At 69.6% G+C, this 22,254-nt stretch carries 21 protein-coding genes; 3 read left to right on the forward strand and 18 right to left on the reverse strand.

The annotated features are described in order from the left end of the window. Positions 1–24: 24 nt before the first annotated feature. From NX784_RS20470 to NX784_RS20495, 6 genes are all read right to left on the reverse strand, one after another. Positions 25–2,490 carry an adenosylcobalamin-dependent ribonucleoside-diphosphate reductase gene (locus tag NX784_RS20470; protein WP_258818541.1) on the reverse strand — a complete coding sequence of 822 codons (2,466 nt, stop codon included), beginning with the start codon at positions 2,488–2,490 and terminating at the stop codon, positions 25–27. Between the two features lie 27 nt (positions 2,491–2,517). Next, positions 2,518–2,916, reverse strand: a complete 399-nt coding sequence (locus tag NX784_RS20475; protein WP_258818542.1) for a putative zinc-binding protein — start codon at positions 2,914–2,916, stop codon at positions 2,518–2,520. A gap of 13 nt (positions 2,917–2,929) precedes the next feature. After that, on the reverse strand, positions 2,930–3,373 hold the full coding sequence (ubiT, locus tag NX784_RS20480; RefSeq protein WP_258818543.1) for a ubiquinone anaerobic biosynthesis accessory factor UbiT: 444 nt from the start codon (positions 3,371–3,373) through the stop codon (positions 2,930–2,932). A gap of 13 nt (positions 3,374–3,386) precedes the next feature. Then, entirely contained in the window at positions 3,387–4,277 is an 891-nt protein-coding gene (gene ubiV, locus NX784_RS20485; RefSeq protein WP_258818544.1) for a ubiquinone anaerobic biosynthesis protein UbiV, read from the reverse strand. A 20-nt stretch (positions 4,278–4,297) separates the two neighbouring features. Then, positions 4,298–5,326, reverse strand: coding sequence for a ubiquinone anaerobic biosynthesis protein UbiU (gene ubiU / locus NX784_RS20490; RefSeq protein WP_258818545.1), 1,029 nt, complete (start codon positions 5,324–5,326; stop codon positions 4,298–4,300). A 65-nt stretch (positions 5,327–5,391) separates the two neighbouring features. Beyond that, positions 5,392–5,796 (reverse strand): ribonucleotide reductase subunit alpha, encoded by a 405-nt coding sequence (locus NX784_RS20495; protein WP_258818546.1) that lies wholly within the window; start codon positions 5,794–5,796, stop codon positions 5,392–5,394. A 160-nt stretch (positions 5,797–5,956) separates the two neighbouring features. Between NX784_RS20495 and NX784_RS20500 the strand changes: the two genes are divergently transcribed. After that, the gene (locus NX784_RS20500) at positions 5,957–6,628 is read left to right on the forward strand and encodes a Crp/Fnr family transcriptional regulator (RefSeq protein ID WP_258818547.1); all 672 of its coding nucleotides are present in this window, start codon (positions 5,957–5,959) and stop codon (positions 6,626–6,628) included. Here NX784_RS20500 and NX784_RS20505 read toward each other — a convergent pair. The 8 genes from NX784_RS20505 to NX784_RS20540 all read right to left on the reverse strand — a co-directional run bounded on the left by NX784_RS20505 (position 6,616) and on the right by NX784_RS20540 (position 16,228). Continuing rightward, positions 6,616–7,797, reverse strand: coding sequence for an acetate/propionate family kinase (locus tag NX784_RS20505; RefSeq protein ID WP_258818548.1), 1,182 nt, complete (start codon positions 7,795–7,797; stop codon positions 6,616–6,618). The genes NX784_RS20500 and NX784_RS20505 overlap by 13 nt on opposite strands. Further along, complete coding sequence (locus NX784_RS20510; protein ID WP_258818549.1) at positions 7,794–9,200, reverse strand: bifunctional enoyl-CoA hydratase/phosphate acetyltransferase; 1,407 nt, start codon at positions 9,198–9,200, stop codon at positions 7,794–7,796. Before NX784_RS20510 ends, NX784_RS20505 begins: the two co-directional genes overlap by 4 nt. 3 nt (positions 9,201–9,203) lie before the next feature. After that, on the reverse strand, positions 9,204–9,965 hold the full coding sequence (gene fabI / locus NX784_RS20515; RefSeq protein ID WP_258818606.1) for an enoyl-ACP reductase FabI: 762 nt from the start codon (positions 9,963–9,965) through the stop codon (positions 9,204–9,206). A 50-nt stretch (positions 9,966–10,015) separates the two neighbouring features. Beyond that, positions 10,016–11,809: a PHA/PHB synthase family protein gene (locus NX784_RS20520; protein ID WP_370662955.1), complete on the reverse strand. Its 1,794-nt coding sequence runs from the start codon at positions 11,807–11,809 to the stop codon at positions 10,016–10,018. A gap of 160 nt (positions 11,810–11,969) precedes the next feature. Beyond that, complete coding sequence (locus NX784_RS20525) at positions 11,970–13,244, reverse strand: hypothetical protein (protein WP_258818550.1); 1,275 nt, start codon at positions 13,242–13,244, stop codon at positions 11,970–11,972. Next, positions 13,244–13,465 (reverse strand): DUF2249 domain-containing protein, encoded by a 222-nt coding sequence (locus NX784_RS20530; protein ID WP_258818551.1) that lies wholly within the window; start codon positions 13,463–13,465, stop codon positions 13,244–13,246. The genes NX784_RS20525 and NX784_RS20530 overlap by 1 nt, the downstream gene beginning before the upstream one ends. After that, positions 13,462–13,866 carry an Rrf2 family transcriptional regulator gene (locus NX784_RS20535; protein ID WP_258818552.1) on the reverse strand — a complete coding sequence of 135 codons (405 nt, stop codon included), beginning with the start codon at positions 13,864–13,866 and terminating at the stop codon, positions 13,462–13,464. Before NX784_RS20535 ends, NX784_RS20530 begins: the two co-directional genes overlap by 4 nt. Before the next feature lie 58 nt (positions 13,867–13,924). Continuing rightward, positions 13,925–16,228, reverse strand: coding sequence for a nitric-oxide reductase large subunit (locus tag NX784_RS20540; RefSeq protein ID WP_258818553.1), 2,304 nt, complete (start codon positions 16,226–16,228; stop codon positions 13,925–13,927). Between the two features lie 242 nt (positions 16,229–16,470). Here NX784_RS20540 and NX784_RS20545 point away from each other — a divergent pair, with 242 nt between their 5' ends. Further along, positions 16,471–17,658 carry an NnrS family protein gene (locus NX784_RS20545; protein ID WP_258818554.1) on the forward strand — a complete coding sequence of 396 codons (1,188 nt, stop codon included), beginning with the start codon at positions 16,471–16,473 and terminating at the stop codon, positions 17,656–17,658. An 18-nt stretch (positions 17,659–17,676) separates the two neighbouring features. After that, positions 17,677–19,062 carry an oxygen-independent coproporphyrinogen III oxidase gene (hemN, locus tag NX784_RS20550; protein WP_258818555.1) on the forward strand — a complete coding sequence of 462 codons (1,386 nt, stop codon included), beginning with the start codon at positions 17,677–17,679 and terminating at the stop codon, positions 19,060–19,062. Positions 19,063–19,078: 16 nt separating this feature from the next. On the opposite strand, the gene NX784_RS20555 is transcribed toward hemN, so the two are convergent. From NX784_RS20555 to NX784_RS20570, 4 genes are read right to left on the reverse strand one after another with little or no spacing between them, the layout of a single operon-like run. Continuing rightward, a complete protein-coding gene (locus NX784_RS20555) occupies positions 19,079–19,876 on the reverse strand; it encodes a c-type cytochrome (protein WP_258818556.1) in 798 nt (265 codons plus the stop codon). Then, positions 19,873–21,477 carry a cbb3-type cytochrome c oxidase subunit I gene (locus tag NX784_RS20560; protein WP_258818608.1) on the reverse strand — a complete coding sequence of 535 codons (1,605 nt, stop codon included), beginning with the start codon at positions 21,475–21,477 and terminating at the stop codon, positions 19,873–19,875. The genes NX784_RS20555 and NX784_RS20560 overlap by 4 nt, the downstream gene beginning before the upstream one ends. A 16-nt stretch (positions 21,478–21,493) precedes the next feature. Then, positions 21,494–22,066 carry a cupredoxin domain-containing protein gene (locus NX784_RS20565; RefSeq protein WP_258818557.1) on the reverse strand — a complete coding sequence of 191 codons (573 nt, stop codon included), beginning with the start codon at positions 22,064–22,066 and terminating at the stop codon, positions 21,494–21,496. Between the two features lies 1 nt (position 22,067). Beyond that, a complete protein-coding gene (locus tag NX784_RS20570; RefSeq protein ID WP_258818558.1) occupies positions 22,068–22,247 on the reverse strand; it encodes a hypothetical protein in 180 nt (59 codons plus the stop codon). Positions 22,248–22,254: the final 7 nt, after the last annotated feature.

Raw genomic sequence — 22,254 nt, forward strand, 5'->3', positions numbered from 1 at the left:
GAACCGGTTTCAGGTTTTACGACGTCACGCGCAGCCGCCCAGGTAATGGCACGCCGTGCAGCGGGTGCAGCCGTCGACCTTGTGCAACGCGCGCGCCCCGCATTCCGGGCACTTGGCGGCCGTTCCCGCCGGCGCCGGCGCGGGCGCGTCCGGCAGCGCTTGCGCGGTCCCGCGCAGGGCGAGCAGCCGGTCCAGGCGCTCGACGGGGACCTGGTTGCCGTACGCTTCCAGGAAGCCGCGCTTGATCAGCATCTGCTGCAGCATGTACGCGATCGCCGCGACTTCGGAATCGTGGTAGACCGGGACCTGTACGCCATCGGCACGCGTCAGGTGGCCGCAGCGCACGGGGCCTTTCTCCCACACGACGGCGCGCATGTCCGCCAGCGCCTTCGCGACGGAGCCGCCGGCGCGCGCCGCGAGCGACAGCAGGCGCATCGTCGACGTGATCCATTGCTGGCCTTCGCTGCGCTGGTTCGCGGGCATGAAGAACTCGAACGGCCGCTCGATCGCGACGGTGCGGCCGCGCAGGCGTCCCTCGACGCGCATGAAGCTGATCGTCAGGTACACGGTCTTCTTGCCTTCCTGCGTCGTGTACTCGACTTTCGACGTGACCGATTCCAGCTCGCCTGGCGGACGGCTCTCGAAGCGCTTGCGCAGCGGGTCGTCGTCGTCATCCTCGTCCGCTTCCTCGGCCGTCGGCGCCGGGGCCACGCTCAGCACGCTGCCCGTGACGTCGTTCGGGCGGTACGTCGCGAGGCCCTTGAGGCCCGCCAGCCAGGCGTCCGTGTACAGGTCCTTGAAATCCTCGTACGGATAGTCGGCGGGCACGTTCACCGTCTTCGAGATCGCCCCGTCCACGTAAGGCTGGACGGCCGCCATCATGCGCAGGTGGTCGTGCGCGGCCATCTCCAGCGCCGTGACGAAGTGCCGGGGCAGGGCATCCGCGCCCACGTCGTGGCCCAGGTGGCGGTACAGGCGCCACGCGTGGTCCGCCACTTCGTACGTACGGGTGCTGTCGTCGGGCATGCGCTTCTTGCGCTGGTACGTCCACGAGAACGCGGGCTCGATGCCGTTCGACGCATTGTCCGCGAACGCCAGCGCGATCGTGCCTGTGGGCGCGATCGACAGCAGGTGCGAATTGCGGATGCCGTACGTCGCAATGCGTTCGCGCAGTGCGTCCGGCAGGCGGCGCGCGAATGCGCCGTCCAGGTAGCGCTCCGCGTCGAACAGGGGGAATGCGCCTTTTTCGCGCGCCAGCTCGACCGACGCGCCGTACGCGGCATCACGCAGCTCGCGCGCCACGTCGGCCGCGAACGCGCGCCCTTCGTCGGCGTCGTAGCGCAGGCCCAGCATGACGAGGGCACTGCCCAGGCCCAGGAACCCCATGCCGACGCGGCGCTTGTTGCGGCCTTCCTCGGCCTGCTGCGGGAGCGGCCACTCGGTGGCGTCGAGCGCCAGGTCGAGCATGCGCACGCCGACCGCGGCCACTTCGCGCATCGTGTCGAAGTCGAAGCTGGCCTCCGCCGTGAACGGGCGGCGCACGAAGCGCGTCAGGTCGAGCGACCCGAGGTCGCAGCAGCCGTACGGCGGCAGCGGCTGTTCGCCGCACGGGTTCGTGGCAGCCAGCGTTTCGGCGTAGTGCAGGTTGTTCTCGCCGTTGATACGGTCGAGGAACAGCACGCCCGGTTCCGCGTGGTCGTAGGTGGAGCGGATCACCTTGTCCCACAAGTCGCGTGCGCGCACCGTGCGGTAGACCCAGGTGCCGTCCGGGCGGGGCCACGCGCTGTCCGTGTGCGCGCCCGGCCCCGGCTCGGCCGCGTGCACGAGGTCGAACGGTCCGTCGTCCAGCACGGCGCGCATGAACGCGTCCGTGACGCCGACGGACAGGTTGAAATTGCTGAAGGCGCCGTTGTCCTTGGCGGCGACGAAGGCTTCGATGTCGGGGTGGTCGATCCGCAGTACGCCCATCTGGGCGCCGCGGCGGGCGCCGGCCGATTCGACGGTGCGGCACGACGCGTCGAACACGGCCATGTACGACACGGGGCCGGACGCACGCGACTGCGTGCCTTTCACGAGGCTTCCGGCGGGACGGATGGCACTGAAGTCGTAGCCGACGCCGCCGCCGCGGCGCATGGTCTCGGCACTTTCCGCGACGGCACCGTAGATGCCGGGCACACCGTCGACGCGGCCGCTGATGGCATCGCCGACGGGCTGCACGAAACAGTTCATCAACGTCGCCTTCATTCCTCGGCCGGCCGCGGAGTTGATGCGGCCGGCCGGCACGAAGCCGTGGTCCTGCGCCCACAGGAAGCGCTGCTCCATCTCGAGGCGCAGCGCCTCGGTTTCGTGGGCGGCCAGCGCGCGGGCCACGCGGGCGCGCACGTGCGCGACCGTCGTCTCGTCGCCCTTCGCGTATTTTTCGGACAGTACGTCGACGGATACCTCCTGCGGCGGCATCGGCGTGGAAAACAGGGTGTCGTTTGCGTTCATCGTTGTCTCGGTGGTGGTCAGGCTTTACTAAACTGGTTGAAGGTCGGTGTGCTCCGGCGCGAGTGCGGCCACCTGCTCGGCCACCTGCTGCGTGAGCGCCTCGGCCTGGTCAGGGTCGAACTGCATGTGGTAGCGCTTGCGCACGCCGTGCTCGCCGAGCTGCCAGTGCCGGTCGGGTACGACGCCATGTCGCGCGAGGCAGTTGCGCGCGCACGCGAGCGGGCAGCCGTCCACGGCGACGACGGGCCGGCCGGACTTGGCCAGCTTGACGAGCGACGGCACGTCGCCGCCGACGCCGGCGATGCACGACATCCCGGCGACGCCGCGCCGGTCCAGTTCGAGCGCGATGTGGTTGGCCATCTGCGCCGCGCTGGAACAGCCGGAGCAGGAATACACGAGGGGGAATACGGATCGGTCCTTGCCCATCGCGGGCCTCCTTTCAGCAGGTGCGGCGGCGCGGACGCAGCCGGTCGAACAGCGGGCCGTCGATGGCGTCAAGCGTATTCTTGATGAGCAGGCCCAGCTCCGTATCGCCCTCCATGACGAGCCGGCGGCTGAAGAACAGCGTGTCCGGATCTTCCTTGCGCGTCGCGAGGCGCCCCAGGTCGTACAAGGTGGCCGCGATCACGAGCTCCGGTTCGCCCGGACCGTGGGCCGCGGCGAACGCACGGCCGCGCCACACGGCGTCGAACGTGAGACCCGCGTCGAGCACGGACAGGCGCAGGCGCCGGCCTTCGAGCGCCTGGCGCGCGTCCGCATCGACGTGTGGCGCGAGCACGGTGTTGAGGCCGGCGGCGAACAGCCGGGCGCCGGGCCGGCCCGGCAGCAGGGACAGGACGTGGCGCAGCGGTGCCGGCACGCGGAACGGAGGAATGTCTTTCATCGCGGCGCTCCCTTCACGCGGCGGCATCGTCGAGTCCCGGGCGGCCGTGCCAGAAGCCGTTGCAGGCTTCCGCGGGCTGCAGCGCTTCCAGGCGGCGCCGCGCCGCAGGTCCCGGCAGCGTACCCGCCAGCACGTCGCGCACGATGCCGACGATGTCCGCCATGTGGGCCGACTGGGGGCTGAGGCGCGCGACGGCCACGCCCATGTCGCGCATCGCAGGCAGTTCGTCGACGAGGTTGTAGACCTTCGCCGATTGCGTCTGGATGCCGTTCAGGACGAGGAACGGGCGCTTGTCCTGGGTCTCGAGCAGCAGGCCGTCCGGATGCTCGAGACAGCTGAAGCGGCAGTCGTCCTTCGGCAGGTTGCGCTGGCGTGCCGTGAAGCAGCGCGCGGAAAACGCGAGCGGCAGGCGGCCGTACGCGAACACTTCCGTCTCCACGAGGCCGGTCGGCAGCGCCGCGTGCATCGCCGCGAGGCCGGTCGCGGACATCTCCAGCGGCATCACCCAGCGCGTGGCGCCCGCGCGCGCGAGCAGGGCGAGCGTCGCGGGGTTGTACACGTTCAGGTGCGGGCCCGCGACGAACGGGCGGCCGTCGACGCAGTGCACGGCCCCCATGTCGTTCGCCTCCACGAGGTAGCGGCCGTTGCCGGCGATGCGGCGCAGCACGGACAGGTCGGGACCGGACTCGATCAGCACCTGGGTCGACAGCACGACCTCCTTGCCGGCGGCGGCCAGGCGGTCCGCCAGCGCGAGCCAGTCGGACTGGCGCAGCTCGTGGCGGCGCGAGCAGACGGTTTCGCCGAGATAGACGATGTCGACGGGTGTGGCGGCCATCGCGTCGTAGAACGCGAACACCGTGTCGCGCGGCCAGTAGTATTGCAGGGGCCCGAGGGCAATCTTCATGGTGGTCTTTCGGTGCGGGGTCATTTCCAGGGGCGGTGGTAGGCGCCGAGCGTGTGCTGGCTGCCCTCGGCCACGTTGTCGAGCAGGGCCATCCAGTCGCGCTTGACGACGTAGCGCTGGCGCTCGGCGAGGCAACTGTCGATGGCGGCGCGCCACACGCCCGTGACTTGCGCCACGTAGGCGGGGCTGCGTTGGCGGCCTTCGATCTTGACGGCGCGGGCGCCCGCCGCGAGGAGCTTCGGCAGGATTTCGAGCGTGTTCAGGCTCGCCGGTTCCTCGATGGCGTAATAGGTTTCGCCGTCGACGACGAAGCGGCCCTTGCACAAGGTGGGATAGCCGGCCTGCTCGCCGTCTTCGTAGCGGTCGATCAGCACGTCGTACAGGCGCGCCTCCAGCGCGCGCGGCGTGCGCTGCCAGCGCACGGCCTTCGCTGGCGAGCACACGCCGTGCGTGTTCGGCGACTCGCCCGTGGCGTACGACGACAGCTGGCAGCGTCCTTCCGCCATCACGCACAGGCTGCCGAAGCCGAACACTTCGATCTCCACGGGCGTGTTCGCGATCACCTGCTCGACCTGCGCCAGCGACAGCACGCGCGGCAGCACGGCGCGGGCGATGCCGAAGTGGCGGTGGTAGAACGCGATGGCGTCCACGTTCGTGGCGGAGCCCTGCACGGAGAGGTGCAGGCGCAGCGCGGGATGCACACGTGCCGCGTACTCCATCAGGCCAGGGTCGGCGAGGATGACCGCGTCGATGCCGTGCGTGGCCGCGCGGTCGAGGGCACGCCGCCACAGGTCGTCCGCACAGGGTTGCGGATAGGTGTTCAACGCAAGGAAGACCTTGCGCCCGCGCGCATGGGCATAGCGTATGCCTTCGAGGATGGCGTCTTCGCCGAAATTGAGGCCCGCGAAGTTGCGGGCATTGGTGGCGTCGCGAAAGCCGAGGTAGACGCAGTCGGCGCCGTTGTCGACGGCGGCCTTGAGGGCCGGCAGGCTGCCGGCGGGACAGACGAGTTCGAGAAGAGGGGAGGCGGGAGCGGAGGTGGAGGTCATGGCTGGGATGCGAACGGTAACCCAGCCAGCTTAGAGAGCGAGCGACCGCGCCGCCTTAAACCCGTTCAAGCAAATCGCACGGCGTCGCCTTGCGTATCGAACGCGAGGAAGCGTTCGATGGCGCCACGGTGTACGGCGTCGATCATCATCTTCAGGCCACGCTCGATGCCGGCCGGCTGCGGCGCGGCGCCTTGCTCTCCCGCCAGCGCGGCGACGAAGACCATGTCCCATGGCTGGCCCGTCGCGCGCGACTCCTCGGCGAGCGCGGCGAAGCCATCGAGTTCGTCGAGCCCCTTGTCGACGCACATGACGGGCGCCAGCGCGCCGCCGCGTCCTTCCTCGAAGCGCCGGGCCTGGCCCGGGCTGTGCGCCTGCGGCAGTTCCGCGACGGCGAACACGAAAAGAAGACGCTGCGCCTCGGGCTGGGTGCGTGCGGCGGCGAGGAAATCGGAAAAATCGGCGAGTTGCATGGTCGGTCCGTGACGAGGGGAATGTGCCGATTGTAGGCAAGGCACGCGCGCGCGGCAGTCGGCACGACGGCGTACGCGGCCTAGTCATTCCGGCGTATCGCCTGCGCGGACGACCCTTGCGACAATAAGGGTATTCCCCCATCCGCCACCGGAGCGCCCCGTGCCCGCCATCGACCCTTGCACCTTCCTGCGCCGCCTGCCGCTGTTTTCCGACCTCGGCGACGACGAATTGCGCGCCGTCGGCGCGGCCGCGGTGGAGCGCCACGTGGAGCGCGGCCGCCACATCGTCCGGCGCGGCGACCCGTGTCTCGGTTTCCACACGATCCTGTACGGGCAGGTGAAACTGGCGTTTGTCTCGGCACAGGGCCAGGAGAAAGTCATCGAGATCCTGGGGCCGGGCAAGACGTTCGGCGAGGCCGTCATGTTCATGGACAAGCCGTATTTCGTGACGGCGACGGCGCTGGACGATTGTCTGCTGCTCCACGTCGGCAAGGATGCCATCTTCGCCGAGTTGGAACGCAGCCCCGCGTTTGCCCGCCGCATGCTGGCCGGGATGAGCCGGCGCCTGCACGGCCTCGTGGCGGACGTGGAGTCGTACACGTTGCACACGGGCGGCCAGCGCGTCGTCGACTACCTGCTGAAGGATGCGCCCACGTCCGGCGCGACGGTGCGGCTGTCCGTCAGCAAGCGCCTCGTCGCGTCGCGCCTGAACATCACGCCCGAGTATTTTTCGCGCGTGCTGCACGACCTGGCGCGGCGTGAGCTCGTGCGCGTGGCCGGGCGCGAGATCGAGATCGTCGACGCGGCCGGGCTGCGCGCCTACGAAGGGTAGCCGTCCACGACGGCCCGGGTCTCGCGGGCGATCACGCTTTCCTCGTCCGCGGGTAGCGCCCACACGGCGACGGCGCTGTCGGCCGCATGCAGGCGCGGGCCGCCTGCCAGGTTCTCGTCCGGATCGATGCGCACGCCGAGCCACGCGGCCTGCGCGCAGACGCACGCGCGGATCTCGGCCGCATGCTCGCCGATGCCGCCCGTGAACACGAGCACGTCCAGCCCCCCGGCCGCCGCGGCCAGCGAGCCCAGTTCGCGCGCGATGCGGTACACGAACACGTCGACCGCCTCGCGCGCGGCAGCATCGTCGCTGGCCAGCAGCGCGCGCATGTCGCCGCTGACGCCGGACAGGCCCAGCAGGCCGCTGTCGCGGTACAGCATGTGTTCCAGCCCGTTCGCGTCGAGGTGCTTCGATCGCAGCAGGTGCAGCACGAGGCCGGGGTCGATGCTGCCGCAGCGCGTGGCCATCGGCAGGCCGTCGAGGGCGGAAAATCCCATCGACGTGGCGACGCTGCGGCCCTCGATCATTGCACACATGCTGGCGCCGCTGCCGAGGTGGGCGACGACGACGCGGCCGCGCGCGCGCGGCTCCAGCGCGGGCAGCACGTCGGCGATGTGGCGGTACGACAGCCCGTGGAAGCCGTAGCGCAGCAGGCCTTCGTCGGCGAGCGCGCGTGGCAGCGCATACAGCCGGGCGACGCGCGGGTTGGCGAGATGGAACGCCGTGTCGAAGCAGGCGACTTGCGGCAGGCCCGGATGCAGGTGCGCCATCGCGGCGATCGCGTCCAGGTTGTGCGGCTGGTGCAGCGGCGCCAGTGGGGCCAGCGCCGCGAGTACTTCGAGCAGCGCGGGGGTGACGAGGGCCGGGCCCGCGTGGGCATTGCCGCCGTGGACGACGCGGTGGCCGATCGCCGCAAGGCGCGCCGGCGCGAGGTGGCTCTCGATCCACTCGACGGCCGCGCCGAGCTGGGCGCCGTGGTCCGCGTGTGCGGGCAGCGCCGTGTCCTGGACGGGCGTGCCGTCCGGCGCCCACGCGAGCAGGCGCGTGCAGGCGTCGCCGCCGTCGATCTCCCCGCGCCCCGTCGCCACGAGGTCCGCGCCGCGTTCTTCGTAGACGGCGAACTTGATGCTGGACGAGCCGGCATTGAAACAGGCGAAGCCGCGGCTCATGGCGATCCGATCACGGCCGGTGCGCCGCTCTTGCGTACGAGCAGGGCCGCCAACGCGCACGACGCGAGCCGGGCCAGCGGTCCGTCCGCACGGCTCGTGAGGATGATCGGCACACGCGCGCCGAGCACGATGCCCGCGACCTGTGCTTCGGCCAGGTATTCGAGCTGTTTCGCCAGCATATTGCCCGCCTCGAGGTCCGGCACGACGAGGATGTCGGCCTGCCCGGCGACGGGCGACACGAACCCTTTCGTCTGCGCCGCCTCCGCCGATACTGCCAGGTCGAACGCCATCGGCCCGTCGACGATGGCGCCCTCGATCTGGCCGCGCTCCGCCATCTTGCACAGCGCGGCCGCCTCGATCGTCGACGCGATTTTCGTGGACACAGTTTCGAGTGCGGACAGGATCGCCACGCGGGGTGCCGCCATGCCGAGGGCGTGCGCGAGGTCGACCGCGTTCTGCACGATGTCGCGCTTGTCCTCCAGTGTCGGGTAGACGTTGATCGCGGCGTCCGTGATGAACAGCGGACGGGGGTAGGTGGGGACGTCCATCGCGAACACGTGGCTGATGCGGCGGCCCGTGCGCAAGCCCGTGTCCTTCGCGACGACGGCGTGCATCAATTCGTCCGTGTGCAGTGCGCCCTTCATGATCGCCCCCACGTCGCCCGAGCGTGCCAGCGCCACCGCCGCGTCGGCCGCCGCGTGGCTGTGCTCCGTCGGCACGATGCGGTACGGCGTCAGGTCCACGTTCGCATGCGCGGCCGCCTGGCGGATCTTCGCTTCCGGTCCGACGAGCACGGGCTCGATCAAGCCTTCGCGCGCCGCTTCGACGAAGCCAAGCAGCGATACCGTGTCGACGGGGTGCACGACGGCCGTGCGTACGCGCGGGACGTCCGTCGCGGCCTGCAGCAGCGCGCGGTAGCGGCCACCGCGTTCGCGCAGGCGCACTTCGGGCAGCGCGACGCGCGGCCGTGCGACCTTCTCGGCCGGCGCGATGACGTCGGCCGTGCCGGCCGCGACCTGCTGGCCGTCCTGGTTCGTGACGACGCAGTCCAGTGCGACGCGGCGTTTTTCCGGGTCAAGGCGCGCGACCGTGAGCGTGACGGTGACGGTGTCGCCGAGCCCTACCGGTTTCAGGAAACGCAACGACTGGCCGAGGTAGATCGTGCCGGGGCCGGGCAGCTGGGTGCCGAGCACCGTGGAGATCAATGCACCGCTCCACATGCCATGTGCGATCACCTTGTGGAACATGTCGCTGCGCGCGTATTCGTCGTCCAGGTGGGCGGGGTTCACGTCGCCCGACATGACGGCGAACAGCTCGATGTCGGCGCGTGTGAGCGTGCGCGCGAGGCTGGCGCTGTCGCCGACCTTCAGTTCGTCGAACGTGCGGTTTTCGATCGTATCCATCGGTCAGCCCATCACGTGGTAGCCGGCGTCGACGAATTCGATGTTGCCCGTCACGAGACGCGCCGCGTCGCTGGCGAGGAAGGCCGCCATGTTGCCCACGTCGTCGATCCGGGCCAGCATGTGTTCCGGCGCGCGCGTCCACGCATCGCCCAGCAGCTCGTCGAAGTGGTCGAGGCCCGACGCGGCGCGCGTGCCCAGGGGGCCCGGCGACACGGCGTTCACGCGGATGCGGCGGCTGCCCAGTTCCGCGGCCAGCACGCGCACGGACGCTTCCAGCGCGGCCTTCACTGGGCCCATCAGGTTGTAGTGCGGGACGACCTTCTCGCCGCCGTAGAACGTGAACGTGAGCAGGCTGCCGCCGTGCAGCATCAGGGGCTCGGCGAGCTTCGCGCAGCGGATGAACGAGTGGCACGACACGTCCATCGCGAGGGCGAAACCCGCGGCGGAACAATCGGTGACGCGGCCGTGCAGGTCGGCCGTCGGCGCGTAGGCGATCGCGTGGAGGACGAAGTCGATGCCGCCCCACGTCCTGCCCACCGTGTCGAACACGGCTTCCAGCTGGCCCGGCTCGCGCACGTCGCAGGGCAGGACGAGCGGACAGCGCAAGGCTTCCGCCAGGGGACGCACATGGGGTCCGGCGTCGGCGTTCAGGTAAGTCACGGCGAGTTCGGCGCCGCAGGCGGCCATGACGCGCGCGCAACCGTAGGCGATGCTCCGTTCGTTGGCGATGCCGAGGATGAGACCGCGCTTGCCGCGCAGGTCGATGAGTGCGTTCTGCATGAAAATCTCCGGTGAATGCGGCAAGGTCAGCGTTGTCAGCGTTCGAGCACGTAGCGGCCGGGCGCCGCGTCCAGCGGCGCGTAACCCTGGTCCGGTGCGCCCAGCGCTGGCGGCGCCGTGCGGCCGTTGCTCGCGGCCGCGAGCCAGTCGGCCCATGCGTGCCACCACGAGCCGTCGCGCGTGGGCGTCGCGGCGACCCAGTCGTCCGGCGCCAGGTAGGGGTCGCCGTTCGTGCGGCGCGCCATGCGGAAGCGGCGGCCGCGGTGGCCCGGTTCGCTGACGATGCCGGCATTGTGGCCGCCGCTCGTGAGCACGAACGTGACGTCGGCGCCGGCCACGAGATTGATCTTGTAGACGGACTTCCACGGCGCCACGTGGTCGGCCTCGGTGGCGACGACGAACATGGGCGCGCGGATGTCGGCCAGCACGACGGGGCGGTCGTCGACGCGGTAGCGGCCTTCGAACAGGTCGTTCTTCAGGAACAGGCGGCGCAGGTATTCGCTGTGCATGCGGTAGGGCATGCGGGTCGCGTCCGCGTTCCACGCCATCAGGTCGGTCAGGGGCTGGCGCTGGCCGAGCAGGTAATCGTTGACGATGCGCGACCATACGAGGTCGTTGGACCGCAGCAGCTGGAACGCGCCGGCCATCTGGCGCGTCTGCAGGTAACCCTGGTGCCACATGATGTCTTCCAGATAGTCCAACTCGCTGTCGTCGATGAACAGCGACAGCTCGCCCGCTTCCGTGAAGTCCGTCTGCGCGGCCAGCAGCGTCAGCGAGTGGAGGCGCTCGTCGCGCCGGCGCGCGAGATAGGCCGCGGCGATCGCGAGCAGCGTGCCCCCCAGGCAGTAGCCGGCCGCATGGATCGGCTGGTCGGGCACGATGGCGCTCACGGCGTCCAGCGCGGCCAGCACGCCCAGGCGCAGGTAGTCGTCCATGCCGAGGTCGCGGTCGGCCTCGCCGGGGTTGTGCCACGAGACCATGAAGACCGTGTGGCCGCGGTCGACGAGGTATTTCACGAGCGAGTTCCGCGGAGACAGGTCGAGGATGTAGTACTTCATGATCCACGCCGGTACGATCAGCACGGGCTCCGCATGCACGTCGGGTGTCGTGGGCGCGTACTGGATCAGTTCCATCAGGCGGTTGCGCAGCACGACGCGGCCCGGCGTGACGGCGACCTGGCGGCCGGGGACGAAATTCTCGGCACCGGCCGGCGGGCGCTCCGTCAGCATGCGCCACCAGTCGTCCGCGAGGTGGGCCGCGCCGTGCACGAAGTTCATGCCGCCCTGTTCGACGGTTGCCTGCAGCACGTCCGGGTTCGTCGCGACGAAGTTCACGGGCGAGACGATGTCCAGCAGCTGGCGCGCGACGAACGACACGACCTGCTCGTGGTGCGGCGACACGCCGCCGATGCCCGTCGTGACGTTGTGCCACCACTGCTGGTTCAGCAGGAACCCCTGGTGGATGACGTTGAACGGCCATTGCTGCCACGCTTCGCCGCTGAAGCGGCGGTCCTGCGACAGCGGCGCGATGCACGGCTGCGCGTCCGCCGTCGCGGCGCGCGCGGCGTAGTCGCCGAAGCGGCCCGCCTTGCGCAGCGCCTTTTCCGACAGCCGCGCCCATTTGCCGGGCGATAGCGCGAGGTGCAAGGTCCAGTCGGTCCAGGCCAGCGCCAGCGCGGCGGGCGAGATGCCGGACGTCATCCGTCCGAGCGCCGCATGCAGCATGCGGTCCGTCACGGTAGGCGGTTCGATGTCGGGGCAGGCTGGAGGGCACGGGGCGGCGGGCAAGGTGGCCGGGCCGGGGGCGAGATTCTGCTTGAGTTTGTCCATATGCCCACCTTACCGGCGCGGCCGATTGCAGATCGTTGATGTAAGTCAAAATCCTCGAAAATCGCATGACAAGCATGCAGCCGGCACGGCCGCCTTGTCAATCGGCTGCAGCGCCCGCGTCAGTTGTTCATCGAATCGTCGCGACGGGCCGTTCGGGAGGTTATCCGCGCCCGTCAAACCTTAATGCGCGGCGGTGACGCAGGACGGGCGCCCCGACGTCGAGGCCGACGCGCACGCTGGCCGCCGCCAGCAGTAGACCGGCACCCGGTGCGAGCGGCGCATAGACGCACGCGCCGAGCGCCGCTACGACGGCGGCGCCGTGCCACCACCACTGCGCGCGTTGGCGTTGCGGCCCGATCAGATCCGCGAACTTCGGCAGCCGTGTGCCGGGCGGTGCGTGCTCGCGCAGGTGGTGCCAGACGAGGAACGGCACGATCCGGTACAGCATGCCGTGGACCGCCGTCATCGCGAAGCCGGCCAGGAAGAAGGCGCCGACGGCGACGGTGCGCGCGTCCGACGGTTCGCCCGGCCACGCGAACAGCCACGCGGCGGCCACGAGCGACGCGAGGGAGAGCAGCCAGTGCGCCGTGCCCGGTGCGGACCGCGTCCGTGCGCGTCCCAGCAGCAGCGCGCACGCCTGCAGCGCCCACGCCGTCGCGACGAGCGCGCCCGCCAGCGCGGCGGCCGTGCGCCAGCCGGCGTCCAGCCAGCGGCCGGCGACCCACGCCGCCAGCGCGAGAAAGAGCAGCGGTACGCAGCGGCGCGCGGCCGCGGAAAATGGATCGGTCCCCTGGAACATGGGGATCACCTGGAAGCCGACGGCCATCACGAGCGGCGCGACCCAGCCTGCGAAGCCCAGCGCCGCGTGACTGTCGACGAGTGGCGGGACCGGAACGGCGGGGCCACCGGCGAGCCACGCGGCCAGCGCGAGGCCCGCCGCGATGCACACCGCCAGCACGGCGACGGCGCCGCGCATGCCGGCGACGATGTGCGCGACGGCCGGCATGGCGAGGGTGCGCTGGCATAACGTGGGGACAAGGCAGGTGAACAGCAGCGCGAACGCGCCGGCGAGCAGGGCCCAAGCGATTGCGAAGAGGATCGGCCGGCCGGACAGGAAGCCCGCAGCGAGCAATGTGCCGCCGGCGCCCAGCAGTGGGCAGATCCAGACGGCGAGGCGCAGCGGACAGCGCAGTGGCAGGCCGGCGACGGCGGGCAGGATCTGCAGCAGCGAGCCGGCCATCGTCATCGTGAGGAAGCCGAGCGTGAGGAAGTGAACGACGGCCAGCGTGGCCGGATTCCAGCGCGAGGCAAAGACGGCGCCGCCGTACCACGCGGCCACCAGGCCGGCCACGACGCCGAACCACGGCGCGACGACAAGAAAGCCCAGCGGCAGGCCGGGCGGGGGCATGTGCGCGTAGTCGAGCGCGCGCCGCATCAGGTGTCCCGCGCGATGGCGACGAGGCAGCCGTCGTCCTGCCACGCGGAGCGCCAGCGATAGCCCATGCGCGCGAGGATGCCGTACAGCGGATGCGGTTCGCGTGCCAGCAGCACGGCGAGTTCGGCGCCGTCCGGGAGATTGTCGAGCGCCTCCAGCACGCGTTCCATCGGTTCCGGCGCGGGCAGCGCGCGCACGTCGAGCAGGGGAGGGTTGTTCATGATTGGGCGATGAGCGAAGACAGCGCGATGCCGTCGAGCGATTCGAGGAAACGTTCCGTGGCGTCGCACAGCGCGCCTTTGAGCACGCACGCGGGGGCCAGCGGGCACGCGCGCGCGCGGCCGTCGAGGCAGGCGACGACGTGGAAATCCGGCTCCGTGTGGCGCACGACGTCGCCGACCATGATGTCGGCGGCCGGGCGCGCCAGGCGGATGCCGCCGCTGCGGCCGCGGACGGTCTCGACGAAGCCGGCATGACCCAGCTCGTTGACGACCTTGGTGAGGTGGTGGTGGGACATGCCGTGCAGCGTGGCGACTTCGCCGGTGGTGGCGAGGCGCCCGCAGTGACTCCCCAGGTACATGAGGAGGCGCAGCGCGTAATCGGTGTGTTCGGTGAGACGCATGATCGCTCCGATGCGAATGCGGCGGGCGCCGCGCCGGGTGGCGGCGGCGCCCGCGGGTTCAGGCCTTCGTGGTGGGACGGGCGGCCTTGGCGGCGAGTCGGCCGCCGATCTCGATCGGCACCTCGACGGGACGGGCCGGCCGGCGCAGCACGCGCAGCACGAACAGGGCGAGGCACAGGGTGCCCAGCGCGAACACGATGTCACCGGGCACGCGCAGCCACACCATGTTTTCCATGAACGCGGAGTGGATCACTTCCGGTGAACGGGCGAACCACATGCCGCGCGAGACGCTGGCCCAGGCCTGGTAGATGCCGGCCGGGACGAGGGCCATGAACACCATCATCGCGAGGCCGATGTTCAGCAGCCAGAACATCGGCTTGAGCAGGGCGTCGGACCACGCGAGGCGGTCGGTCAGGCCGCGCAGGCAGAACAGCATCAGGCCGATGCCCAGCATGCCGTACACGCCAAAGAGGGCGGCGTGGCCGTGGGCGGCCGTCATGTTCAGGCCCTGCATGTAGTACAGCGCGATCGGGGTGTTGATCGAGAAGCCCAGCAGGCCGGCGCCCACCGTGTTCCAGAAGCCGACGGCGATGAAGCACAGGATCGCCCAGCGGTAGCTCGCCACCCACGGCGCTGCCTTCGTGCGCTGGTAGTTGCGGTAGGCCTCGATGCCGATCATCGACAGCGGCACGACTTCCAGCGCGGAGAACATGGCGCCGATCGCAATCACGGCCGTCGGGGTGCCCGTGAAGTACAGGTGGTGCAAGGTGCCCAGGATGCCGCCGAACAGGAACACGATGGTCTCGAGCACGATGGCCGTGTTGGCGGTGGCGGCGCGGATCAGGCCCAGGCGGGTGAACAGCAGCGCGATGACGGCGGTGGCGAACACTTCGAAGAAGCCTTCGACCCACAGGTGCACGAGCCACCATCTCCAGTACTCGACCATCGAGTAGTGCGTGTGCTGGCCCCAGGTCAGCGACGTGGCGTAGAACCCGCCGATGCAGACGGCGGCCAGGAACACCATGGCGATCAGGCCGCGGCTTTCCGACGGCTTCCGCAACGCAGGCCACAGGCCGCGGCCCAGCAGGAAGGCCCAGAACAGCAGGCCGACGAACAGCAGGTATTGCCAGATGCGGCCCATGCTCGTGAATTCCAGGCCCTGGTTGCCGAGCCAGAAGCTGAAGTCGATGCCGCGGTGCTGCAAGGTGCCGAGCCAGCCGCAGGCGGTGGAGCCGGCGACGATGAACAGCAGCGCGTAGAACAGCACGTTCACCCCCAGCGCCTGGAAGCGCGGCTCGTGGCCCGAGATGGCCGGCGCGATGTACAGGCCCGTGGCGAGCCACGCGGTGGCGATCCACAGCACGGCGAACTGCGTGTGGATGGTGCGGCTGATCGTGAACGGCAGGATGTCGCCGAGCGGGATACCGAAGAAGCTGTGGCCTTCGACCGAATAGTGCGCCGTGATGACGCCCATGCCGACCTGCGCGAGGATCAGAGCGACGACGACGGCGAAGTATTTGCGCGTTGCCTTCATCGACGGCGTGGCCTTCAGCTTGAACAGCGGGTCGTCCTTCGGCGGCTGCGGGTCGCCTTCTTCGGGCTGCGCGGAGTGGAACAGCACCATGCCGGCGATCGCCCCGATCATGAGGATGATGCTGGCGATCGACCAGATGCCGGCGCCCGTGGTCGGCGTGTTGCCGACCAGCGGCTCGTGCGGCCAGTTGCTCGTGTACGACAGGCCCGGTTCGCCCGGACGGTCGGTCGCCGCGGCCCAGGCGGACCAGAAGAAGAAGCCGGTCAGCGCGGCGCGCTGGTCGGCGTCCGGCAGCGAGCCGTTTGCCATCGCATACTGTTCGCGCAGCTTGTCCAGCTTCGGATCGTTGCCGAACAGGCCCGCGTAGTGCGCGGCGACGGCGCGGATCGCGCTGGCGCGGTCGCCCGACACGACGAGCGTGTTGGTGGCGGCGTCATACGTGTTGCGGCGCAGTTCCTCCTTGACGAGGGCGTCGATGCGGCCGCGCTGGCCGGCGTCGAGCTGTGCATAGCGTTGGCCGTGGTCGCGCAGGGCGTAGCCGTCCTGCAGGGCGAGCGCCTCGCGGTGCAGCCAGTCGGCCGACCAGTCCGGGGCGACGTAGCTGCCGTGGCCCCAGACGGTGCCCAGCTGCTGGCCGCCGGCGGACAACCAGGCCTGCTGGCCGAGCGTGACCTGGTCTGCGGTATAGAGGACGGTGCCGCTGGTGTCCTTGACGATGGGGATCGGCGGCGCCTTCAGGTAGATTTCCCGGCCCACGAACAAGAGCGTGGCAAAGGAGAGTACACAGATGATCGCCAGCCAGGTCCAGAGTCTGCGTGTCGCGTGCATGGCTTGTGTTCCTTCACTGGTGGTTGAACGGTGACGCCGTGAAGCGCCTGGACCGCATTGTGGAGGCTTTCCGGTATTAGTTGCATATGGAATGCAGCTTAAATTTGAAAAGCTTGACCCAGTTTAGGAAAGGCCGTCGGTACCGTCGATCGGCCGTGCGGGCTAGTCACTTTGGCCGATTGTCGCGTGTCCGCGCGACGCTTAACATGCAACGGAAATACCACTTTTTTCAAGGAGCCAGCATGGCCCTCATGACCATCGAAGAAGCCCGCCCGTCCCCGGCACCGGGTGGCAACCGCGCCCTGTTCGCGCTGGGGTTCCGGCCGTTCTACCTGCTGGCCGCCGCGTTCGCCGCGGTGTCCGTGCCGGCGTGGGTCGCGGCGCAGGCCGGGTGGCCGCTGCCGGCGCGCATCGACATGTTCTGGCACATGCACGAGATGGTGTTCGGCTTCGCGCTGGCCGTCGTCGTCGGCTTCCTGTACACGGCCGGCTACAACTGGACGAAAATGTGGACCCCGCGCGGCCGCGCGCTGGCCGCCATCGCCGGCGTCTGGATCGCGGGCCGGATCGCGATGGTCGCGGCGCCGCCCGTCGTCGCGGCGGCCGTCGACATCGCATTCCTGCCCATCGCCGCGTATCCGCTGTACCGCGTGTTCAAGCTGTCGGGCAATATGCGCAATATGTTCCTCGTGGGTCTGCTTGGCCTGTTGACGCTCGCGAACGCGTGCTACCACGCGGCCGCGCTGCACTGGGCCGCGCTCGACCCTTTGACGCCCGTGCACGGGGCCATCATGCTGATCGTCGTGATCGAGATCGTCATCGGCGGCCGCGTGATCCCCATGTTCACCCGCAACGGGGCGCCTGGGACACAGCCCGTGCAGGACGCCCGTCGCGACAAGTGGGCGTTGATCCTCACGGTGCTCGCCGGCGTCGCGTGGACGGCCGGCCTGCCGGCGCCCTTGACGGCCAGCCTCGCGCTGTTCGCCGGCGTCGGCCAGGCCGCGCGCCTGATCGGCTGGCAGCCGTGGCGCACGTGGCGCAATCCGCTGTTGTGGATCCTGCACCTGTCCTACTTCTGGATCCCGCTCGGCTTCGTCCTGCTGGCGCTCGCGCAGTACGGCGTCGTCTCCGGCAGCGCGGCGCTGCACGTGGTGACCGTGGGCGCGCTGGCCGGGCTGATCATCGGCATGATCACCCGCACGGCGCTGGGCCACACGGGCCGCCCGTTGAAGGCCGGCCGCGGCGAGTTCGCGATGTTCGTGCTCGTGCAACTGGCCGTCGTGTTCCGTTTCGCCGCGGCGGTGCTGCCTTCGTGGCGCATGGCCTGCCTCGTGCTCGCCACCGCGTGCTGGAGCGCCGCCTTCCTCGCCTACCTCGCCGTCTACGTGCCTTACCTGTCGGCCGCCCGCCCGGACGGGCGCGAAGGCTGAACCGTCACTGGAACCACCATGCATCCCACCATCGAATTCGATCCCGAACTGATCGCCCGCATGAGCCAGCGCGGGCCCCGCTACACGTCGTATCCGACGGCCGACCGCTTCACGCCGGGCTTCGGCGCCGCCGACCTGGCCGCCGCCGCGCGGCCAGGCAAGCCGCTGTCGCTGTACGTGCACATCCCGTTCTGCGAGTCGCTGTGCTATTACTGCGCCTGCAACAAGATCATCACGCACGACCGCACGAAGGCCGTGAAATACCTCGGCTACCTGATGCGCGAGATCGATATGCAGGCCGCGCTGTTCGCGGAGGACGCCCTCGTCGAACAGCTGCACTTCGGCGGCGGCACGCCGACTTACCTCGACGATGCCCAGATGGGCGACCTGCTGGGCCACCTGCGCAGCCGCTTCGCGTTCGCGCCAGACGACACGGGCGAATTCTCCATCGAGATCGATCCGCGCACGGTCGACGGCGCGCGTATCCGCACGTTGCGGCGCCAGGGCTTCAACCGGCTGTCGCTCGGTGTGCAGGACTTCGACGAGGACGTGCAGCGCGCCGTCAACCGCCTCCAGCCGGAAGCGCTGACGCGCGACGCGATCAGCGCCGCGCGCGACGCCGGCTTCCGTTCGATCAGCATCGACCTGATCTACGGCCTGCCGCTGCAGAACGTGGCCACGATGTCCGCGACGCTCGACAAGGTGATCGCCGCGTCGCCGGACCGCATCTCCGTCTACAACTACGCGCACATGCCGCAGCTGTTCAAGTCGCAGAAGCTGATCCGCGACGAGGACCTGCCGGACGGCGCCACGAAGCTGGCGATGCTCGGGCTGTGCATCGGGCGGTTGTGCGCCGCGGGCTATGTGTACATCGGCATGGATCATTTCGCCAAGCCGGACGACGAACTCGCGCGCGCACAGCGCGACGGCACCTTGCACCGCAATTTCCAGGGCTATTCGACGCATGCGGAAGTCGACATGGTCGCGTGCGGCGTGTCCGCGATCAGCGCCGTGAACGGCACGTATGCGCAGAACGAGAAGTCGCTCGAGCCCTACTATTCGCGCATCGACCGGGGCGAGCTTCCCGTGACGCGCGGCCTTGTGCTGTCCGCCGACGACCTGCTGCGGCGTGACGTGATCCAGCGCCTGATGTGCGACTTCGCGCTCGACCTGCCGGCACTGTCGGCGCGCTGGGACGTGGACGCGGCAGCGAAGCTCGCGTCCGAACTGGCGCGGCTCGCCGAACTCGAACGGGACGGCCTGCTCACGCTGACGCCGGACCGCATCGAGGTCAGTGCGAAAGGGCGCCTGTTGATCCGCAACGTGTGCATGGTGTTCGACGACTATTTTGGCAAGCCGCCGGCCGTGCCGCTGCAGCGGATGCAGTACTCGCGCACGGTGTGAGCCGGCGTGCCGGCCGTTACCGGCTCGCGTAATACTTCGCCAGCACGTCGATTTCCGCATCGGTCAAGCCATGCGCCGCGTTGCGCATCTGCTGGTTGATGTCGTTCGCCCGCCGCCCCGACTTGAACGCCTTCAGCTGGTCGACGAGGTAGGCCTGCGGCAGGCCGTCGAGGATCGGTGTCGCGGCGCGTGCGACGCCGGGACTGTGGCAGGTCGCGCACGCCCCCACGTTGCGCATCGGCGAGCCGTTGCTGGCGATGCGCGGCACGTCGACCTTGATACCCGCATGTCCCGTCAGCGACTCGCGCACCTGTTGCGAATAGAACGCGGCCAGGTCGCGCATGTCCTGGTCGGACAAATTGGTCGCCAGCGGCTGCATGATGGCGCTGGGCCGGTGCCCGGACTTGAAATCGACGAGCTGCTTGTAGGTGGACGACGGCGGCTGGCCCGCCAGGTGCGGCGTGTTCGTGCCCACCGTCGCCGTGCCGCGCGCGCCGTGGCACATGCTGCATTGCAGGGCCAGCGTGGCCCCGCGGCCGACGGCGACGTTGTCGATGGGGCCCGTGAATTCGCTGGCGACGATGACGGTCGTCGGGAACACGGCCTTTTCCTCTGGCAGGCCGGGACTGCGGTACGGCGCGGGTGCGCCGGCCGCGCTGCAGATCGAATCCCACAGCGAGGCCACCGCAGCGCGCGCGTGGGCGCGCGGCAGCCACACGAAGCCGATCGCGGCGGCGGCGACGGCGATCGCGACGACGGCCGCCACGCTGACCGTGAACCAGCGGTTCTTCGGCGAAAACAGCGGCTCGTTCATGGCGTGCCTCCGATCGGGACGGCGGGCACCGACGTCTGCTTCAACCCGACGAGCTGCGCGATCGGGTAGCCGTAGTTGACGAGCGACAGGCCGATCATCAGCGCGAGCCACAGCGCGTAGCCGTTCAGGGCGACGGGCACGCGCGCGACGGCGTGCACGGGCTGGCTGAAGCGGAATTCCGGCAGGTCGACGGTGGCCGCCCGGTGGCCGCCCAGCAGCACGAGCAGGAACAGCACGCCCGACACGACGAGCATCAGCCCGCCGATGGCGCTGAGGATGACGGTGATGGCCTGCGGCGCGATCTCGGGATTCGTGTAGTCGAAATAGGCCATGCGGCGCGGCATGCCCATCACGCCCACGACGTGCCACGGGAACGTGAGGATGATCATGCCGAGGAACCACAGCCACAGCTGGGCCTTCATCATGCCGCCGTGGACGAGCGCGCGGCCCGTCAGGTGCGGCCACAGGTCGTAGGCGACGGCGAAGTACATGATGACGATGGCGCCCGCGAAGATCAGGTGGAAGTGCCCCGTGATCCACTGCGTGTTGTGGACGGCGAAGTCGAGCTGGTAGCTCATGTTGATGAGGCCACCGGCGCCGCCGAAGCCCAGCAGGATGAACGAGAACGCGACGGCCAGCATCATCGGGTTGTGCCAGGGCAGCGCCTTGACCCAGCCCAGCGCCCCCGTGCCGCCGCGCAGGCGGCCCGCGATCTCGACCGACGCCGTGATCGTGAACACCGTGAGCAGCGTGGGTACCGAGACCATCGCCGTGAACACGGCATGCAGGAACTTCACGCCGGCGCCCACCTGCGGGTCCTGGAACAGGTGGTGGATCCCGATCGGCATCGAGAACACGAGGAACAGCACGAACGAGATGCGCGCCATCGCGTCGCTGTACAGCCGACCGCCGATCGCGCGCGGCACGAGCGTGTAGAACGCGATGTAGGCGGGCATCAGCCAGAAGTAGACGATCGCGTGCAGGGTCCAGGAAAAGAACACGCGGGCGAGGCCAGCGTCGATCGTGGACTTGAAGCCGAGCGCCACGGGGAGGATCAGGAACAGGATCTCGACGGCGGCGCCGACCGACGTCCAGGCCCACAGGTACGCGCCCGCCAGGTTGGCGAACATCGCCAGCGGCACGGCTTCGCCGGGATGCGCCTTCTTCCACACGCGCAGGTTCACGGACATCAGCGCGACCCAGATCCACGAGCCGAGGACGACGAGCACGATGCCGATGTAGTACGCGGCGTGCGCGATCAGCGGCGGATAGAACGTGTACAGCACGGACGCCTTGCCCGCTGCGACGGGCACCATCGCGACGACGGTGCCGAGGACGACGAGGGCGAAGCCGGCCCAGGCCCAGCGCCGGCCCGCGAGCGGCTGCTTCAGCGCCAGGTCGACGATGGCGTACCCGAAGCCCATCGCGACCAGCGTGGGGAATACGTAACCCATCGCGGAGCCGTGCGCCGTGACGGAGCGGTAGTACAGTTCGGGGTTCACGATCCAGTCGCGCAGCGGGCTGCGGATGACCATCTGCCATTCGCCCAGCACCAGCGCGACGAAGAAGGCGGCGAACGCCACCCAGAAGTGGGCCAGCACGAGCCGGCGGGATGCGTTACTGAACACAGCTCAACCTCCTTCCCGGCTGGGACCGGGCACGGCGCAGGAATTCGTCGGGCGGGATCACCTGCACGTGGGCCCACATGGCGGCGTGGCCGTTGCCGCAGAACTCGTGGCAGGGCATCACGTGCTCGCCCGGCTGCTCGAAGCGCGTCCGGAAGTTCGAGACGTAACCGGGGATCAGCATCATGTTCACGTTGCTGTGGCTGATGGAAAAGCCGTGCACGACGTCGGCCGCCGTGCCGCGGAAACGCAGCCACGTGTTGGCGGGCACGACGAGGCATTGCGGCGTGAACGAATACTGGTTCGCCAGCACGCGCACGGTGACGGAGCCGTCGGATTCCGCGGCGGACCCGAGGTTCGTCTCGACGAATTCGCCGGCGATGTGCAGGGTGGTCGGGTCGATGGTTTCCATGCGCACCGGAGGCATCGCGGCCCAATGCAGGCTCATGTAGGCCATCATCGCGACGAGGAAGGCGATGATGCCGCCCACGATCCACGCCCAGCGCGCCTCCGCGGCCGCCGCGACGTCGTGGCTGCTCCCGGCCGTGTCGTCGGTGCCCGCCATGTCAGTCGCCTCCGCGCACGACGAACACGAGGAAGTAGAAGGCGAGCCAGATCGCCATCACGATCGCCACGGCGATGCCGGCCAGGGCGAACGCGCCGCCGGGGCCGCGCGCGACGATCGCGTCGACGCGGCGCTGCAGTTCGGGGCTGTCGAGGTGTGGGTCGGTCGGTTCCAGAAACATGGCTCCC

The organism is Massilia pinisoli (assembly GCF_024753285.1).
Lineage (GTDB): Bacteria > Pseudomonadota > Gammaproteobacteria > Burkholderiales > Burkholderiaceae_D > Telluria > Telluria pinisoli.